This is a genomic window from Nitrosospira sp. Nsp11 (genome assembly GCF_900142705.1).
Taxonomy (GTDB): domain Bacteria; phylum Pseudomonadota; class Gammaproteobacteria; order Burkholderiales; family Nitrosomonadaceae; genus Nitrosospira.
Genome location: NZ_FRBV01000009.1, coordinates 58924 through 73480 on the forward strand (window position 1 = coordinate 58924; position 14557 = coordinate 73480).

Sequence of the window (14557 nt, forward strand, 5' to 3'; positions counted from 1 at the left end):
ACTTGCAAGCGTTAATCAGCGTCATAGGGAGTCTGGTCCGGAACAGCGTTTATAATCTGACACCGCCCAAAAGGCGTGCGCGAGAATTTTTTCATGCTTGGCAAAACGTTTCCACTTCGGCTTATATTCAGCAGTTGAACGGGCGGAGCTATTAGGCCAACGGGATATGAAAGATCCTTTTTGCCATGGCATCAGTCGAGCGAGCTAAAAAAATGAGCTGCCAGCGCCGCATCCAGATTCAGAAATTCCTTCGGGATTCGACAGAAAATTGCCCATTGTTTGTTACTTCTCATAGGACTAAATGATTACATTCATCAAGCGGGCTTCCTATTCTCTGATCTTCGTTCTCATGGCATCTTCGGGGTTGACTCATGCCATGACTGAATGGGATACGCTCAATCAGGAGTGGGAATTGCTTTATGAGCAGGGGGACTATAACCGTGCGACTGTAGTAGCTGCCAAGGCGCTGCAGATAGCTGAACAAACAAGGGAACCGGACCATTCCGACATTGCATCGAGTCTGAACAGCCTGGCATTTTTATATAATGCCCGGGATCAGTATAAACAGGCGGAACCTCTTCTCATACGCGCCTTGGCTATTTTTGAAAAGTCTGTCGGGGAAGGCGCCGAGGTGGCGGCGACATTGAACAATCTTGCAATGCTTTACCGGAAACAAGGGCAATACGCGCAGGCCGAACCCTTGTATAAGCGCGCATTGGCAATCGATGAGAAGGCGCTCGGCCCGGATCATCCAAATGTCGCAATGAGCCTGAACAACCTGGCACAGCTATATCAAGCCCAGGAACAGTACGCACAGGCAGAACCTCTTCTCAAGCGCGCGCTGGAAATATTGGAGAAAACGCTTGGCGCGACCCATGCAAACGTGGCGATGACTTTGAACAACCTTGCGCTACTGTATACAGCCGAACAACAATATGCGCAGGCTGAACCGCTTTTTAAACGCGTATTGGCAATGTCGCAAAAGGCACTGGGTCCGGATCATCCAAGCGTTGCCTTGAGCTTGAATAATTTGGCAGGCATGTATAACGAACAGGGCAAGTACCCTTATGCCGAGCCACTGTTCAGGCGCGCATTGGCTATTTCAGAAAAAGCGCTGGGTCGAAATCATCCTAATGTAGCCACAAGCCTTGAAAACCTGGCGCAGCTCTATCGGGAAATTGGCCACGCGGATAAGGCAAAACCGCTGGCTACACGCGCAGCCGCGATAAGAGCGGCGCAGCGATAACTGCATAACGATAACTTTATAGCTTGATGTTCCAGCCGTTCCTGCGAGTGGTCTCAGTCTTCAGGAATCCGGGAGTTGCTCAGCGGCTCCCATTGTCCCCCGACCAAACCTTGCAGCGGCCTGAAGCCAGCCTTATATGCCATTTTCTGGCTTTCCTTTATCCAGTAACCAAGATAAAGATAGGGCAATTTCAATAGCCGGCACAGTTGCACCTGCCATAAAATATTGTAGGTACCAAAGCTGGCACCCGGCACATCGGGATCGAAGAAAGTATATACAGAGGATATACCGTCGTGCAGTTCGTCGATAATACTGATCATGCGCAGCTTGCCATTTTCATGAAACTCGACAAGGCTGGAATTGACATTGCTTGGCAGCAGGAAGTGGCGGTATTGCTCCCGGCTGTCGCGATCCATGCCGCCGCCGCTATGCCGGCGCGCCTGATAGCGCAGGTATAGCGCATAGTGATCCGGATGATAATAAAGACCGTGTTGAGTCGCGACCAGGTTCTGATGACGTTTCCAGGAACGACGTTGGGCGCGCCTTGAAATCAATTCGTCAACCACGATCCGTACCGGCATGCAAGCACTGCAGTTGTCGCAGTACGGGCGATAGGTAAAAGCGCCACTACGGCGAAAGCCAGCCTGTACCAATGCACCATAGACACCGGTATCGATCAGGTGGCTGGGTGTCGCCACCTGAGATCGCGCCAATTGCTCCGGCAGGTAACTGCATGGATAAGACGCGGTAGTGTAAAACTGTAGCGTTGATGACGGAAGATCATTCAAGTGACTCATTATCCATACACCATTTGTCGACTCGTTCGGGATAGTTTACCAATTCTTTTAATTTTAGACTAAATTCCTTGCGGGAAATTTCCCGGGCGCCGAAAGAAGCGAGATGAGCGGTTTTCATCTGGCAGTCGATCATTTTGAAGCCCCGGCGCTCCAGGTGTCGTACCAGGTGCACAAACGCAACTTTGGACGCATCGGTAGTGCGGGAAAACATGGATTCGCCAAAAAACATTTTTCCCTGCGCAACGCCGTACAATCCACCCACCAGCTCACCCTCCATCCACGTTTCGATGGAATGGGCCAAGCCCATCTCGTGCAGCGCAGTGTAAGCTGCGATCATCTCATCGTGTATCCATGTGCCTGGCCGCTCCTTGCGGGGCTCGGCACACGCCCGCACGACCTCGTTGAAAGCACTGTCGGCCCTGATCGTATAATTGGCCTTCTTCAGCGTTTTTCTTAGTGATCGAGATATTTTAAGTTCAGGGGGGAAAAGCACCATGCGCGGGTCCGGGCTCCACCATAAAATAGGGTCGCCCTCGTTGAACCATGGAAAAATCCCGCAGCGGTAGGCCGCGATCAACCGTTGCGGCGAGAGATCGCCGCCAGCCGCAAGCAGGCCGTTAGGATGGGTGAGCGCAGTGCCTAACGGGGGAAAAGGGGTTTCGGGCGTGAGCCAGGGGATCATGAAGAGAGGATGGTTGAATACGCTTTCCCGCTATGGAATCAAGGAATCAGGCGCAACTCCCCGTTTTGATAATGCGTTGATCACGCGTTGATAACGCGTTACATCGGCCACGCCGGCTGATTCAAACCCCGCCCGCCGTAACCGGCAGGAATCGCACACGCCGCAGGCGCGCCCATCTTCATCCGCCTGATAACACGACACGGTCGAACTGTAATCGAGCCCCAGCAAGATCCCCTGCTGAATAATCTGCGCTTTCGACAACGCTAGCAGGGGCGCGTGAATGCTTAGCCTGGTGCCTTCAATCGCGGCTTTCGTAGCAAGGTTCGCCATCTCCTCAAACGCCTGGATGTACTCTGGGCGGCAATCTGGATACCCCGAGTAGTCTATAACGTTGACCCCAATAAAAATATCCCGGCTCTCAAGCACTTCGGCCCAGGCGAGCGCGAGAGACAACATGATGGTGTTACGGGCAGGCACATACGTGACCGGAATACCGGCGCTGGAGCCTTCCGTCGGTATAGGGCTCGATTTATCCGTTAGCGCCGAACCGCCGAATACGGACAGGTCGAGCTTGATTACCTTGTGCTCGCGCGCGCCGATCGAATGAGCCAGTTCTTCCGCAGCTGCAAGTTCCGATGCGTGGCGCTGCCCATAATCCATGCTCAAGGCGTAGCATTCATACCCTCTACTATGGGCAATGGCAAGGGTGGTGGCGGAGTCGAGCCCACCCGATAAAAGAACTACAGCCTTGGCCATGAAGTCAAGATGGGAAATTGGAGAGGTATTTTCGCTCGTTCTTCACCGTCCCGCGCCTTCTCCCCACAATAATTTGTGGAGCTGGATCTGCACCCGGACCATTACGCGGTCGCGTAACACCCATGCAGCCAACATCGCGGGGTCAAGCTTGCCATAGACCGGCGAAAATAAAACAGGGCAGATGAGACTCAATTGACGCTCATGCATTACCTCCAACGCCCATTGATAGTCGGCTTCATCGCACAACACAAACTTCACTTCATCATGGGACGTGAGATGCTGGAGGTTTGGCCAGAAATTTCTTGCCACTTCGCCCGAACCCGGCGTTTTGATATCCAGAATTTTCGAAACGCGATCATCTACTTCGGATATATCCAAGGCGCCGCTGGTTTCGAGCGATACCGAATAGCCTGCGTCACATAATAATGTAAGCAATAGCAGGCATTCTTTCTGTGCCAGGGGCTCTCCTCCGGTCACCGTCACGTAGCGGGCACCGTAGCTGGCAACTTCGGCCAGAATATCGGAGATTGACAAACGCTTTCCTCCGTAGAAAGCGTAATCGGTATCGCAATAAGCACAACGCAGCGGACAACCGGTCAGGCGTACAAAAACGGTCGGCAATCCTGAGCGGCTGGTTTCTCCCTGAAGAGAGAAAAATATCTCGCTGATACGCAAACTCTCCGCTTTGCGGGATCGCTCCGCTTCAGGGGATCGCTCCGCTTCGGGGGATCGTTTAACCTGGGATATAGGTGGAGGTGGAGGAGGAGAAAAGGTGTGAACCATATCGTAGATGTACGGGACAATACTCCATGACTGGTTAAATTACTTTTTAGTGATCAGCCGGCGCTTGGCCTTGTCGGCGGCCTCGCTACCCGGATACCTGGCCACCAGCGTTTCCAGGGTTTTCCTTGCAGCGGGTTTTTTATTCATTTCCTGCTGGCTGCTGGCGATGTTAAGCATTGCATCGGGCGCCTTCGCACTATCCGGGTAAGTCTTGATCAGCTTCTCCTGAGCACTGATGGCGCTCTTGAAATCACGTAGCGCATAATAAGAATTACCGATCCAGTAATGGGCGCTCGGTGCAAAGCTGGAGCCGGGATAGGTCTTGAGAAACTTGTTAAACCGGGAAATGGCGTCTTGATAACTGCCGGCCTTGAACAAGCTGTAGGCAGCCTCATAGGCATCGCTTTCGCCATTCTTCGCCGATGCGGAGCTCATACCCTTGGCAGGTGTGCTCGCTGCGGACGAAACAACGGTGGCAGCCGTGGCTGCTGCTGGAGCCTCGGCTGCCGGTTCGGGTTCCATCCCGGGCGCGCCGTGCTCTGCGGCTGCCTCTGCAGATTCGGATGTTGCAGATCCGGATGCCTCAGGCTCGCCAGGCTGCTGCTCGATCCGCCGCAACCGGCTATCCAGATCAATATAAAAATCCCTCTGGCGCTTCTGTGAGGACTCGTTCTCGTTGACCAGTACTTCGATCTGGCCCTGCAACTTGTTCATGTCAAGTCTCAGGGCTTCGATCTGACTATGGAGTTCGAGCAACGGTTGATTGTTAAGCAGGTCCTCAAGCTTTACGACGCGCGATTCCAGCGCCTGTCCCTGACTGCGTACTTCCCCGATAGATGCTTTTTGCACGGCAATCTGCCGGCGCGCCTCCTCGTCGTCGAACACGCCGGCAAAGCTTGAATTACAGGCGATCACGAACACCAACCAGAAAGCGCGCAACGCCACGATTAATAGTCCCCTTGATAACGGATGTCGGCGCGGCGGTTCTCGGCCCAGGAGGCCTCGTCATGACCCGTAGCGCGGGGTTTCTCTTCTCCCAGGCTGACAGATTCAACCTGCGATTCCCTGGCCCCTGATAAAGTCATCACATACTTTACCGCATCGGACCGGCGCTGCCCCAGCGCAAGGTTATATTCCCTGCTTCCGCGTTCATCTGTGTTGCCCTGCACCATCGCCTTGGCATTGGAGTTGTCGCGCAGATACTGGGCATGGGCCACTACCAGCGACTTGTATTCATCCTTTACCACGTAGCTGTCGAAATCGAAATAAACGCTGCGCCGTGAAAGAATATTATTGGGGTCGGTGAGCGGATTGAGGCTCGGCTCGCCTTCCCCTGACCTAGGAGTTTCCATCCCCGTCCGGGCGCCTGCGGACCTGTCTTCCACATCGGCAGAAGGCTGGGGAGTCTTGCTCGCGCAGGCGGACAACACACTGATAAATAATACGGATAAAATCTTTTTCATTTCATTTCCTTTAAAGTTAGCAAAAAATACGGAACCCGAACTACTGGAGCCTTCGCAAAGGCCCCCACGCCGGCTCTCTTATGTCACCAGCCTGCGTTGAAAGCTGTTGTCTTGTTTTGCCGTCGCTCGACACGGCGGATAATATACCACGCCCCCTTACCTCGGATGCATAGAGGATGATCTTGCCGTTGGGAGCGAAGCTGGGGGATTCGTCAAATTGGGAATTAGTGAGCAATTGCACCTGGCGGGTAGCCAGATCCTGGGTCGCGACATTGAATCTGTCCCCATTGCGGTGGACGAAGACGAAGCTTTTTCCGTCCGGACTGTAATGTGGGCTCACGTTGTAACTGCCCTCGAATGTGAGACGCTCTGCCGTTCCGGATGCACGCCCTGTGACTGCCATTCGATAAATCTGCGGACTGCCGCCACGGTCGGAAGTAAATATGATGGACTGCCCATCGGGCGAAAAACTAGGCTCGGTATCGATTCCGGCGCTTTGGCTGAGCCGTTGCAATCCGCTGCCATCGGCATTCACCAGGAAGATCTGCGAGCCACCCATCAGAGATAGCACTACTGCAAGCTTCTTTCCGTCCGGCGACCATGCCGGCGCGCTGTTGCTGCCCCTGAAATTGGCTACCGCCTTCCGCGCGCGCGTGGCCAGCGTCTGCACGTAAACGACCGGCTTTTTGTTCTCGAAGGATACATATGCCAACCGAGAACCATCCGGCGACCATGTGGGCGATATGATAGGTTCCGTGTACTCGATCACCGGCTGCGCATTGAAGCCGTCCGCATCCGCCACCTGCAAGGAATATTTTTTTCCCTGCTTCACCACGTAGGCAATGCGGGTGCTGAACACCCCCACATCCCCTGTCAGCTTTTCATAAATCAGGTCCGCTATCCGATGCGCAGCGGCACGCAATTGTTCCGCGGGCACGGTCTCGGCATAAACCGCCAACTCCGCTTGTTTCGCGACATCCATTAACCGGACGCGGACTGCAACCTGACCCCCGGGCAAGGCCGTGGTGCTGCCAATGACCAGCGCACTGGCGCCGCGGTTCATCCAGTCAGGAAAACTCACCTCGATGGGCTCATGCGGCCTCAACCCGCCCGGATCAACCAGCCTGAACAGTCCGCTGCGTTGCAGATCGGCGGATACTACCGGCGTGATACTCTGACTGAGCCTTTCCTCCGCAGCAAAGGGCACGATGGCAATCGGAATCTGCGCCGCGCCGCCGCCGAAAATCTCGATGTCGAGAGCGGCATGCAGCGGCGCACTGATCACCGACAGTAACAGGACAAAAATATAACCGGGAAATCTGCGCAAGCAAATTTGCATAAAAACAACCCTTTAAAGAATAATGGGAATTATACCAGTCATTCGTGATAGTGCACCTTGACGCTCAGATTGCGGAATTTTGGAAAAAGCGCGGGATCAGGCGGCAGCGGAAGCGGTTTGGATAGAAAAATACCGCGTTCCACGGCGCTATCGAAAGCAGCGAATCCGCTACTAGCGCGTAGCCTCACATCAAGAATATCTCCACCCGGAAGCAGCGTAACGTCGAATTCCACCACCGGATTGCCAGGCAGATCGGGTGGCATGACAATATTTCTCCTGATTTTTGCAAGTATTTTTGCCTTATATTCGGCCATTTCGTTTGCCAGGCGGGACTGCGCCACCGCCTGTGCCGCCTTAGCCTGTGCCTTGGCATTCGCTTCCTGCTGTTCCCGTTGAAGTTGCGCTACTTCCGCCGCCACTCGCGCTTTCTGCTCTTTCAGCTCCTGCTCTTTCTGCTCCTTTTCTTTTCGCTCTTTCTCTTTCCGCTCTTTCTGTTCCTGTTCTTTTTTTACCAGTTCTTTTTTTTCCACCGGCTTTTTTTCAACTGGGTTAGGCTTCTCGATTTTTTCCTTGAGGGCAATATCCGGCTTTGGGGGCGGCGGTGGCGTCTCGATCCTGGGTGGCAACGGCGCTGCTTCGGGCGGCGGCTGGACCGGCTTGGGCTCGGGCAGAGGCGGCGCTGCCTTGATAGCCGGCTGAACCGCTGGAGGCAGGCTGCTCCACAAATCCACCATCACCGGTTCTGTCGGATATGTTTTCCAATTGAGTCCGAAAACCATGAAAGCGAAAAAAATGACGTGGACCAGTACCGCCAGCAGGCCCGCCCGCATCGCGCCCGGTTCAATTTCCGAGGGCTTCCTCAACGCCATTCCGCTCACCGTCTGTTCATATGAGATGGCCGCCCGCTGCTCACTTCGGTCTGGCCAGCAGCCCCACCTTTTTCACCTGCTGCTGTTGAAGAATGTCCATCACATTCATTACTTCTTCGTAACGTACATTCTTATCGCCGGCAATGACCACCGGCTGCTCAATATTTGCCGCCTGCTTCTGTTTAATCGCGCTGACCAATTCTTCACGATTGATCTTTTGTTCGCCTCCCGGCATGGAACGGTCATGCAATCCCAGGCTGCCGTCAGCCTTGACAATCACCTCCAGCGGCGCTACCGGCGGCGCCAGCGATTTGCCTATCTGGGGCAACTCAATCTGACCGGGCGTGATGAGCGGCGCCGTAATCATAAAAATCACCAGCAGCACCAACATTACGTCAATGTATGGCACCACGTTTATTTCATTCATCAACCGACGTTTGGCGCGGCGCTCATTCATGGCGCTTACCCCATGAAAATGATCTCATCCGCTCGCTTGACGCTGCAGGACATTGGATAATTCTTCCATGAAGCTCTCAAAACGGGTTGCCAGCCGATCGATGCGACTCGAATAACGGTTATAGGCGATAACCGCCGGAATCGCTGCAAACAACCCCATTGCCGTCGCGATCAGCGCCTCCGCAATGCCTGGCGCAACGTGAGCGATAGTGGCCTGGGTGACATTGGATAAGCCCCTGAAGGAATTCATGATTCCCCAAACGGTACCAAACAGGCCAACGTAGGGGCTTACCGAACCCACCGTCGCAAGAAACGAAAGGTGCGATTCAAGATTATCCATTTCGCGCTGATAGGTGGCCCGCATCGCGCGGCGCGTACTGTCCATCACCGTGGTGATGTCTGTTCCCGGCTGGCGTTTGTGTTTCATGAATTCCCGAAAACCAGCTTCGAAAATTCGTTCCATGCTGCCTGCCGTATGGCGCGAACCGGCGGCGCTTTGAAAAAGTGCATTGAGATCGGTTCCCTTCCAGAAAACATTCTCGAACTCATCGCTTTGCCTTATCGCCTCGCGGATGACGAACAGCTTGCGAAAGATGTACCACCACGACAGGAACGAAGCCAGCAGCAACAGCAACATTACCAGTTGCACCAGCAAGCTGGCACTGCCGATGAGGTGGAAAAGAGACATATCCTGGGTAACTGCCGGGCTCATGAGGGCTTTCCAAGCTGGTGGCGCAAAGGCGCGGGTACGCGTACGGGCTTGAGGCTGCCCGCTCCCACGCACACCGCCTGGACGGTTGCATTAACCAGCGTAGCAGGACCACGCAGCACCTGTTGCGAGATCACGATGCGGCTGCTGCCTATTTCAGCCGCTTCCGCAGTGACATGCAGCAAATCATCCAGTAGCGCCGGCTTGAGGTATTCAATACTAAGTGAACGCACCATGAAAATTACCTTGTGAACCTGAATCAATGAGTGAATATCGAATCCGAGCTGCCGCAGCCATTCATAGCGGGCGCGCTCCATGAAATCGAGATAAGTCGAATGATAAACTACTCCGCCCGCATCGGTGTCCTGATAGTAGACGCGAATGGGCAACGAAAAAGCGGTCTCGTCCGGATTAACGGTAAATTTATCAACTTCTGTTGCTTTCATATTTTTAAACAAAAAAATTTCGGTATTCGAGAGCGTCGTCTTTCCAATAGAAACCGAGCCTCCCTCAGCGCGGCTTCCATCATTCAGCTATCAGGCGTCGTGATTGCTGTGGACTCAGGTTATCCAGCGCCTCAAGCGGATTGCCGGGATCGATGGCGATTCATGCCGCGCCTTCATGGCTGGTCCTCTATCCACAACTCTCCGCTCAACCCAACCAATCCATTCTTCGGCAAGGCCATGCCGAAATGCTGATAGGCGATAGCCGTGGCCATGCGGCCGCGTGGTGTGCGCTTCATGTAGCCCTGCTGTATCAGGTACGGTTCCAGCACATCTTCAATGGTGCCACGCTCTTCGCTGATGGCGGCGGCGAGATTATCCACACCCACCGGGCCACCGCCGAATTTTTCCATGACGGCAAGCAGCAGTTTTCTGTCCATCACGTCGAGACCGATGAGGTCCACATCGAGCATGATCAATGCAGCATCCGCCACGGGGCGGGTAATGTAACCATCGGCTTTGACTTCAGCGAAATCACGCACTCGCCGCAGCAGACGGTTTACTATGCGTGGCGTGCCGCGCGAGCGGCGCGCAATTTCCACCGCTCCATCGGAAGAAATTTCCACGTTCAGCAATCCCGCGGATCGAGTCACGATTTTAGTCAGCTCTTCCACTGAATAAAATTCAAGGCGTGAAATAATGCCAAAACGATCGCGCAACGGGTTCGTCAGCATACCGGCGCGAGTAGTGGCGCCCACCAAAGTGAACGGTGGCAAATCGAGTTTGACAGACCGTGCCGCGGGACCTTCGCCTATCATGATATCGAGCTGATAGTCTTCCAGCGCGGGATAAAGAATCTCCTCCACGATAGGTGAAAGCCGATGAATTTCATCGATGAACAATACATCGTTGGGTTCGAGATTGGTCAGCAGGGCCGCCAGGTCGCCGGGGCGTTCCAGCACCGGGCCGGACGTCTGGCGCAGGCTCACGCCCATCTCCCTAGCAATGATGTGCGCAAGCGTTGTCTTGCCCAGACCGGGCGGCCCGTACAGCAGCACGTGGTCGAGCGCCTCACCGCGGCGCCGTGCCGCCTCGATGAATATTTGCAACTGCCCACGAATTTTTTCCTGGCCGACGTACTCGGTCAGGTGCTTGGGGCGCAGTGCCCGCTCCAGCTCCTCTTCCTTGAGAGAGACGGGCGCGGAGGTAATCAATCGATCGGTTTCAATCATAATCAAACACTAAAGCTGCACCTCTTATCCGTGTTGGGCTGGAAGTGAGTGGTGGCAGTAAACGCGCGCGATTCGAGCGCGGCCGTCGTGTTTCTTTTATTTGTCTTTCGATAGGAACTTCAACGCCTGACGTATGCCATCGGATACGTTAACGTTGGCGGGTAACTGCTTGACTGCCCAATTGGCTTCCCGGTCATTATACCCCAGAGACAACAGGGCATTGAGCACGTCATTTGCGCTCGTTGTCATGAGCCCGACGCCTGAGGCATCTGCTGCGCCAGCCATGCCAAGGTCGAGCTTGTCGCGTAATTCCAGCAGCAAACGCTCGGCGGTTTTTTTGCCGATACCGGGGATCTTGATCAACCGCCCGCTATCCTGGGCCGCTACCGCGTGATGCAAATCAGCCACGCTCAGGCCAGACAGCAACGCAAGGGCTGTTCTTGCCCCGACGCCGGAAATCTTCACGAGCTGACGAAAAGCTTGCCGCTCTCCTTCGGTGGCGAAACCGAAAAGCAGATGCACGTCTTCGCGCACGACGAGGTGGGTGTGAAGCGTGATTCGCGCACCGATTGCCGGCAGATTATAGAACGTGCTCATGGGCACATCGATCTCGTACCCGAGGCCTTGTATGTCAACCAGCACCAAGGGGGGAAATTTTTCCAGCAGCACACCGGTTATCCGGCCGATCATACCAGACGCCCCCGTTTCATGCGGTAGCCCGCTGTCGAAATTCCGCCCAGCCCCTGCCCCCCATGAGCATGGCAGATCGCGCAAGCAAGCGCATCCGCCGCATCTGCGCTGGGGCTACCGCCAAGTTGCAACAGACGCTTCACCATTTCCTGCACTTGCTCTTTTTTGGCATGCCCTTTGCCGACCACTGCCTGCTTGATCTGTAGCGCGGTGTACTCGGCGACGGCCAGATTATTCAGTACCGCCGTGCAAATCGCCGCCCCCCGGGCCTGCCCGAGCATTAGTGTGGATTTTGGATTAACGTTGACGAATACCTGTTCCACCGCGACTTGATCAGGCTGGTGCTGCGCGATCACCTCGTTAAGATGATCCATGATCGTCTTGAGGCGCAACGGTAGCTCGCCCTCTACCGTTTTGATACAACCGCTACTGACATAGGCCAGCTTGCTGCCGAATTTATCGATAACACCAAAGCCCGTAATGCGCAAGCCGGGGTCTATGCCAAGAATACGGATTTTTTTTCCTTCTGAATAAGCGCGACTATCAATTTAAATGCCGGAAAAAGCCTGCTTTCGGTCAAGTTGAAAAATAACCGCGCAAACGGGAGCAAGCACAAACGCGCTCCCTGCATCGATTTTCCAATATATTCAGGGTAAAAATGCTATTCATCCAGCACTGCGGTAGTGTAAGCCTCTTGCACATCGTCTATATTTTCCAGCGCATCCAGCAGCTTTTGCATTTTGACTGAATCATCACCGCTCAGCACGGTTTCACTGACAGGCTTCATCGTCACTTCGGCAAGCTCTGCCTTGAATCCTGCTTTCTCCAGCCCCGCTCTGACCGTCACAAATTCATACGGCGCAGTAATGACTTCCATGCTTCCGTCATCATTGGTGACTACGTCCTCCGCGCCGGCATCGAGAGCGGCTTCCATCAGCTTTTCTTCGTCGGTGCCGGGCGCAAAAAGCATTTGCCCGCAATGCTTGAACAGGAATGCGACTGAGCCATCCGTACCGAGATTGCCGCCATACTTGGTAAAAGCATGGCGCACATCCGCGACGGTACGCACGCGGTTGTCCGTCATGCAATCAACCAATACGGCTGCGCCAGCGATACCGTAGCCTTCATAACGTACTTCTTCATAGTTCACGCCCTCCAGGTCGCCACTGCCGCGCTTGATTGCACGCTCGACGTTGTCCTTGGGCATGTTCTGCTCGTAAGCCTTGTCGACAGCCAGGCGCAACCGTGGGTTGCTGTTGGGATCCCCACCGCCAAGCCGCGCCGCAACGGTAATTTCTTTAATGAGCCGGGTAAAAATCTTGCCGCGCCTTGCGTCCTGCGCGGCTTTCTTGTGCTTGATATTAGCCCACTTGCTGTGACCGGCCATGCGTATGCCCTATCCTTGTTATTGAAGTGGTGCAATGTTATCACTCCGCCTCGTGCCGATAAAGCGCAGCGCGGGCAAGGCTTTATTGGAAACTGCGTGGAAACAGTGCGGAAACAACGCCACCGGCGAAAATATGTTCTTCGCACGGGCTAGAATGGCCACTTATAGGGCGCGATATCCAGCGGTTGTGGTTTGTTCAGGATCATATTGGATATAAGCTGAGCGCTGCCCGGCGCCATGGTGATGCCGTAGCGGTAATGGCCGCTATTGAGATAAAGGTTCGGGATGTGGGGGTGGCTACCGACGACGGGGATATTATCAGGCGACCCCGGGCGTAATCCCGCCCAATGGCAGGAAAGAGTCGCTTCAGTCAATGCAGGCACGAGCGCGTGCGCTTTTTCGAGCAATAGTTTTCCCGCCTGAGCAGTCGTGCGTCTGTCGAAGCCGGTTTCCTCCAGAGTGCTACCGGCAAGAATGTGTCCATCCCGGCGCGGGATCAAATAAAAATTGTCCTGTTCCTGCAGCAGGATTGCGGGAAGCAGACCCGATTGTGCCTGGAACAGCAGAATCTGCCCTCGTACCGGCCAGATATCGAGCTTTAATGCATGCTCACGCAAAAGCCCGCCGCTCCATGCCCCAGCGGTGACGATGTAATTCGATGCAGTGAATTTCTCACCCCTGCTCGTACTGACCGATTGGACCCGCCCATGCTCAACCTGCCAATCGGTAATCTCGGCGTGCTCCTTAATGACGCCGCCACGCTGCCCTACCGCCTTCATCAACGCCTGCAATAAACGGGGGTTACGCACTTGGCAAACGTCCGGCAGCCAAAGCGCTGCTTCGTCAGTGGAGAGCAGCGGTGCAATTTCATGAGAGCGAACCTTGCTCAGCCGAAAATCGTGGAGAGCGCACCAAGCCTCGGCGTTATGCTCGCGGGCGCCCCGCAACGCTCCGCCGTGGCCTTCGCTGCCCGGTTCGCCGGTGGTGTGGGTTAAAACCAGCATACCGCTGGCCTGATACTCCGGATCAATGCCTGTATCGCACCGCAGCGCTTCGATAAACTTCGGAAATAGCGCATTGCTCAATTGCGTCAACCGCGTTACCGGGCAGGAATAATTCCACGGCAACAGTGGCGAAAGTATGCCGCCCCCCGCCCATGATGCCTCGCGGGCGCAGTGCTGACGCTCCAGTATGGTCACCGTTGCGCCAAGCCGCAGCAATTCATGCGCCACAGTCAGCCCGGCTATTCCGCCGCCGATAACAATAATGTCACTACTCAAGGATCAACTCTTCACAGGATGGGCGCGTTAAACCCGATTCTGCGCTGAAATGGGATGGGCAGGCAATCGCATTCGGACGAACTTGATCCAAAAAACTTTATATCGGAGAGGTGAGCCGTTATAATGCACGACCTTGGTAATTGGGTCGTTAGCTCAGCCGGTAGAGCAGCGGACTTTTAATCCGTTGGTCGCCAGTTCGAATCTGGCACGGCCTACCAATAAAAACAAGTACACAAGTACTTAAAACAAGTAAATACTTGTCCTTTTCTAATAGAAACTCTATAGTCCGGCTGTCTGCTATGAGTTACTTTGACAAATAGTGTTAAATGTGAACCGCTAGTTTCAAAATTTTTGCGTCGTTGATATATGACTCAAACCGACACGTTTGAGTCATTAATGGTAAACGAAAACCCAAGTTTTTCGAC

17 protein-coding genes and 1 tRNA gene are annotated in these 14557 nt (G+C 54.4%); 2 read left to right on the forward strand and 16 right to left on the reverse strand.

Going from position 1 to position 14557, the window contains the following annotated elements; translation table 11 throughout:
- Positions 1–301 precede the first annotated feature (301 nt).
- On the forward strand, positions 302–1246 hold the full coding sequence (locus tag BUA28_RS10695; RefSeq protein ID WP_083569967.1) for a tetratricopeptide repeat protein: 945 nt from the start codon (positions 302–304) through the stop codon (positions 1244–1246).
- A 53-nt stretch (positions 1247–1299) separates the two neighbouring features.
- On the opposite strand, the gene BUA28_RS10700 is transcribed toward BUA28_RS10695, so the two are convergent.
- The 16 genes from BUA28_RS10700 to thiO form a co-directional block, all read right to left on the reverse strand.
- Complete coding sequence (locus tag BUA28_RS10700) at positions 1300–2043, reverse strand: arginyltransferase (RefSeq protein WP_072768116.1); 744 nt, start codon at positions 2041–2043, stop codon at positions 1300–1302.
- A complete protein-coding gene (gene aat, locus BUA28_RS10705; protein ID WP_072768117.1) occupies positions 2027–2725 on the reverse strand; it encodes a leucyl/phenylalanyl-tRNA--protein transferase in 699 nt (232 codons plus the stop codon). Before aat ends, BUA28_RS10700 begins: the two co-directional genes overlap by 17 nt.
- A gap of 30 nt (positions 2726–2755) precedes the next feature.
- A complete protein-coding gene (queC, locus tag BUA28_RS10710; RefSeq protein ID WP_072768118.1) occupies positions 2756–3481 on the reverse strand; it encodes a 7-cyano-7-deazaguanine synthase QueC in 726 nt (241 codons plus the stop codon).
- 42 nt (positions 3482–3523) lie between these two features.
- On the reverse strand, positions 3524–4156 hold the full coding sequence (gene queE, locus BUA28_RS10715) for a 7-carboxy-7-deazaguanine synthase QueE (protein ID WP_072768119.1): 633 nt from the start codon (positions 4154–4156) through the stop codon (positions 3524–3526).
- A gap of 147 nt (positions 4157–4303) precedes the next feature.
- Positions 4304–5209, reverse strand: a complete 906-nt coding sequence (gene ybgF / locus BUA28_RS10720; protein WP_072768120.1) for a tol-pal system protein YbgF — start codon at positions 5207–5209, stop codon at positions 4304–4306.
- 2 nt (positions 5210–5211) lie between these two features.
- Positions 5212–5727 (reverse strand): peptidoglycan-associated lipoprotein Pal, encoded by a 516-nt coding sequence (gene pal, locus BUA28_RS10725; RefSeq protein ID WP_072768121.1) that lies wholly within the window; start codon positions 5725–5727, stop codon positions 5212–5214.
- A gap of 40 nt (positions 5728–5767) precedes the next feature.
- The gene (tolB, locus tag BUA28_RS10730) at positions 5768–7066 is read right to left on the reverse strand and encodes a Tol-Pal system beta propeller repeat protein TolB (protein WP_083569969.1); all 1299 of its coding nucleotides are present in this window, start codon (positions 7064–7066) and stop codon (positions 5768–5770) included.
- Positions 7067–7104: 38 nt separating this feature from the next.
- Positions 7105–7935, reverse strand: coding sequence for an energy transducer TonB (locus BUA28_RS10735; RefSeq protein WP_072768122.1), 831 nt, complete (start codon positions 7933–7935; stop codon positions 7105–7107).
- A 40-nt stretch (positions 7936–7975) separates the two neighbouring features.
- Positions 7976–8392, reverse strand: coding sequence for a protein TolR (tolR, locus tag BUA28_RS10740; RefSeq protein ID WP_072768123.1), 417 nt, complete (start codon positions 8390–8392; stop codon positions 7976–7978).
- A 24-nt stretch (positions 8393–8416) separates the two neighbouring features.
- Positions 8417–9103, reverse strand: coding sequence for a protein TolQ (gene tolQ, locus BUA28_RS10745; protein WP_072768124.1), 687 nt, complete (start codon positions 9101–9103; stop codon positions 8417–8419).
- Positions 9100–9546, reverse strand: coding sequence for a tol-pal system-associated acyl-CoA thioesterase (gene ybgC, locus BUA28_RS10750; RefSeq protein ID WP_072768168.1), 447 nt, complete (start codon positions 9544–9546; stop codon positions 9100–9102). The genes tolQ and ybgC overlap by 4 nt, the downstream gene beginning before the upstream one ends.
- Before the next feature lie 173 nt (positions 9547–9719).
- On the reverse strand, positions 9720–10775 hold the full coding sequence (gene ruvB / locus BUA28_RS10755) for a Holliday junction branch migration DNA helicase RuvB (protein ID WP_072768125.1): 1056 nt from the start codon (positions 10773–10775) through the stop codon (positions 9720–9722).
- 96 nt (positions 10776–10871) lie between these two features.
- On the reverse strand, positions 10872–11465 hold the full coding sequence (gene ruvA, locus BUA28_RS10760; protein ID WP_072768126.1) for a Holliday junction branch migration protein RuvA: 594 nt from the start codon (positions 11463–11465) through the stop codon (positions 10872–10874).
- A complete protein-coding gene (ruvC, locus tag BUA28_RS10765; RefSeq protein ID WP_025041824.1) occupies positions 11462–11980 on the reverse strand; it encodes a crossover junction endodeoxyribonuclease RuvC in 519 nt (172 codons plus the stop codon). Before ruvC ends, ruvA begins: the two co-directional genes overlap by 4 nt.
- 146 nt (positions 11981–12126) lie before the next feature.
- Positions 12127–12852 carry a YebC/PmpR family DNA-binding transcriptional regulator gene (locus BUA28_RS10770; RefSeq protein ID WP_072768127.1) on the reverse strand — a complete coding sequence of 242 codons (726 nt, stop codon included), beginning with the start codon at positions 12850–12852 and terminating at the stop codon, positions 12127–12129.
- 149 nt (positions 12853–13001) lie between these two features.
- A complete protein-coding gene (gene thiO / locus BUA28_RS10775) occupies positions 13002–14132 on the reverse strand; it encodes a glycine oxidase ThiO (RefSeq protein WP_072768128.1) in 1131 nt (376 codons plus the stop codon).
- A 142-nt stretch (positions 14133–14274) separates the two neighbouring features.
- Here thiO and BUA28_RS10780 point away from each other — a divergent pair.
- Positions 14275–14350, forward strand: a tRNA-Lys gene (locus BUA28_RS10780).
- The last annotated feature ends 207 nt before the right edge of the window (positions 14351–14557 follow it).

Bases quoted from the DNA above. Each gene is read 5' to 3' on its own strand.
- BUA28_RS10695 (WP_083569967.1), top strand. From the start codon at position 302: ATGATTACATTCATCAAGCGGGCTTCCTATTCTCTGATCTTCGTTCTC.
- BUA28_RS10700 (WP_072768116.1), bottom strand. From the start codon at position 2,043: ATGAGTCACTTGAATGATCTTCCGTCATCAACGCTACAGTTTTACACT.
- aat (WP_072768117.1), bottom strand. From the start codon at position 2,725: ATGATCCCCTGGCTCACGCCCGAAACCCCTTTTCCCCCGTTAGGCACT.
- queC (WP_072768118.1), bottom strand. From the start codon at position 3,481: ATGGCCAAGGCTGTAGTTCTTTTATCGGGTGGGCTCGACTCCGCCACC.
- pal (WP_072768121.1), bottom strand. From the start codon at position 5,727: ATGAAAAAGATTTTATCCGTATTATTTATCAGTGTGTTGTCCGCCTGC.
- tolB (WP_083569969.1), bottom strand. From the start codon at position 7,066: ATGCAAATTTGCTTGCGCAGATTTCCCGGTTATATTTTTGTCCTGTTA.
- BUA28_RS10735 (WP_072768122.1), bottom strand. From the start codon at position 7,935: ATGGCGTTGAGGAAGCCCTCGGAAATTGAACCGGGCGCGATGCGGGCG.
- tolR (WP_072768123.1), bottom strand. From the start codon at position 8,392: ATGAATGAGCGCCGCGCCAAACGTCGGTTGATGAATGAAATAAACGTG.
- tolQ (WP_072768124.1), bottom strand. From the start codon at position 9,103: ATGAGCCCGGCAGTTACCCAGGATATGTCTCTTTTCCACCTCATCGGC.
- ybgC (WP_072768168.1), bottom strand. From the start codon at position 9,546: ATGAAAGCAACAGAAGTTGATAAATTTACCGTTAATCCGGACGAGACC.
- ruvB (WP_072768125.1), bottom strand. From the start codon at position 10,775: ATGATTGAAACCGATCGATTGATTACCTCCGCGCCCGTCTCTCTCAAG.
- ruvA (WP_072768126.1), bottom strand. From the start codon at position 11,465: ATGATCGGCCGGATAACCGGTGTGCTGCTGGAAAAATTTCCCCCCTTG.
- BUA28_RS10770 (WP_072768127.1), bottom strand. From the start codon at position 12,852: ATGGCCGGTCACAGCAAGTGGGCTAATATCAAGCACAAGAAAGCCGCG.